The sequence below is a fragment of the Vibrio sp. 10N.222.46.A1 genome (assembly GCF_041473595.1).
In the GTDB taxonomy this organism is placed as follows: Bacteria; Pseudomonadota; Gammaproteobacteria; order Enterobacterales; family Vibrionaceae; genus Vibrio; species Vibrio tasmaniensis_A.
The window spans coordinates 1-2,424 of record NZ_JBFRSN010000909.1; the positions used below are offsets into that span (position 1 = coordinate 1).

At 41.3% G+C, this 2,424-nt stretch carries 2 protein-coding genes; one reads left to right on the forward strand and one right to left on the reverse strand.

Features of this window, described 5'->3' with window-relative positions; translation table 11 throughout:
• Window positions 1-16: 16 nt before the first annotated feature.
• Window positions 17-904: a LysR family transcriptional regulator gene (locus AB4496_RS21795; RefSeq protein WP_017100554.1), complete on the reverse strand. Its 888-nt coding sequence runs from the start codon at window positions 902-904 to the stop codon at window positions 17-19.
• A 224-nt stretch (window positions 905-1,128) separates the two neighbouring features.
• On the opposite strand from AB4496_RS21795, the gene AB4496_RS21800 reads away from it, so the two are divergent.
• Window positions 1,129-2,424, forward strand: a 1,296-nt coding sequence (locus tag AB4496_RS21800) for a TonB-dependent receptor plug domain-containing protein (RefSeq protein ID WP_372131949.1), incomplete at its 3' end; no start/stop codon positions are given.

Below are 2,424 nucleotides of genomic sequence, written 5' to 3' on the forward strand. Positions count from 1 at the left end.
AGATATGGTGTTGCCGTTACTTTAACGCCCATGTTTTTTTTAGGTGTTGAATACACCAAGACTTGGCGTCGCCCATTTTGTTACGTCGCCAAGCCATTACGATGTCGATAAGCTGTGGTTCGGTACCCGAAATCTGTTGTAGAACGCCAGATTCAATCAAAGGTTTAGCTACACTATTCGGTAAGGTGCCGATCCCTAACCCTGCAGTTAGAGCCTCTACCTTGGCTGGGAAGCTTGTTACGGTTAAACGTGGCTGCTTTTCTAGAATATTGATGCTTAATGCAGGTTGGTCACGCGCTGTATCTGCAATTGCGATAACCCTGTAACTTTCTCTCGCCTTTTGGTCGAAATCACCAGAACGCTTATGAACGTAGTGATTTGATGCTGCAACCCATACCATTTCCATCTTACCGATAATGTCACTTTTCATATCGTTTGGTATGGTGTCAACCTTTGGGCACACCAATAAATCAGCTCGGCCGTCTGAAAGAGATTCCCAACATCCAGCTAGAATCTCTTCTTGTAATCGAACCCTAGTTTTACTTATTTTTCCGAGTTCATCGACTAATGGGAAGAAATTAGCAATCGGAATAATGCCATCAAAGGCAATCGTTAAATCCAACTCCCAGCCATTGGCAAGAATACTCGCGTCATTAACGAGCTGTTCAGTGGCACCAAGAATGATCCTTCCTTGCTCTAATATTAACTGCCCCGCTTCCGTGAAATTTGCACGGTGGCCTGAGCGATCAAAAATCATAATATCTAAGTCTTGTTCTAGCTTCTGGATTTGATAACTCAATGAAGAAGGTGCTCGGTCCATTTCATTAGCCGCTGCCGCGAAGCTTCCACGACGATCAATGGCATCTAATATGTGTAAGGCTTCAAGTGTTATTGGGCTATGCATAACTTTCCTACTTTGTAAGTGAGATCTTAATCACAAAAAGAGAAGCATTCACGTAGTGAATGGAACTGAAAAACTCTTTTTAATACATGTGTTTAATGACGCTAATTATGAATTAGTTGATAATATTGAAAATTATTTAAATGCAAATAATAGTAATTATCATTTAGATCCAATATCATCTTTCGCAAATCAAGATGATATTATGGAACTAAGGTAACTATCAGATGTATAAGCAATCCCTACTCTCTGCTTCAATCGTTTTAGCGCTTTCATCAACATCAGCCTTTGCTGAAGATTATGCCCTATTTGACGAGGTTGTTGTATCAGCAACGCGTACTGAACAAAACAAAGAAGACGTTTCAAGCTCAATTGAGTCTGTATCTGCAAAAGATATAGATAATCAAATGTCTAGCGACATAAAGCAAGCTCTTCAATACACGCCAGGAGTAGAAGCTCAAGGCGGTGGCCGTTTTGGTATTTCAGGCTTTAACATCCGCGGTGTTGAAGGTGATCGCGTTAAACTTATGGTAGATGGAGTTCAACAACCTACACCATATAACCCTGGCGCTTCTGAGCAACGTAAATATTCGAATGCGATCGAAGTCGATACATTAAGTGTCATAGAGGTGAATAAAGGCCCTGCTTCTACGCTTTACGGTTCAGATGCCATTGGTGGTGCAGTACTGCTAAGAACTAAAAATCCAGAGGATATGCTTAGAACTGACGGGGATGAAAACCGTTTTGGCATCAAATCTACCTATACATCTGCAGATGAACAGTTCAAGAACACAGTTTCTTGGGCGATGCGTAAAGATAAGTTAGAAACGATCGTTATGGCGACATACGCTCAAGGCCACGAGACAGAAACTCATTCATCAGGAAGCGAAGTTCAAGGTCCAGATCGTGGTGCAGAGAACCCAGCAGATACGGAATTAAGTAATATCCTAGCCAAAGCATTCTACAATGTATCAGATTCAAATAAGGTTGGTATTACGGTTGAGCATTACCAACGTCAATATGATGAAGATGAGCTAAACTACAATGGCTATCAGCTTATGCCGGGCTTTGTATATACTGATAATTACAACAAAGACACCAACAAACGTTTTCGTGCAACATTGGAACAACAGCTTAAGCTAAGCTCTTCAATTGCTGACTCTTTAGACTGGTCTCTAAGTTACCAAGACTCAAGTACTCTGAATAAAAACTACGATACAACTCGCTTCAACGGACGTCGACTTCGTGAGCGTGATGCTTCTGATGTAAACATGCAAGTTGATACACAGCTTTCTAAGCTAGTGAATATTGATGGTGCGGATCACGAGTTCACATATGGTTTCACCTACCTGCAGAATGACTTTGAACTAGAAAACTACGACCATAAATTTGATCGAGGCACTGTTACACCGGGTAGCACTGGTATACCTGATGCAGAAATAACGCAATGGGGTGTGTTTGTTCAAGACCAAGCATTTTTCATGGAAGACAAGTTGATTGTAACTGGCGGTCTTCGTTATGAC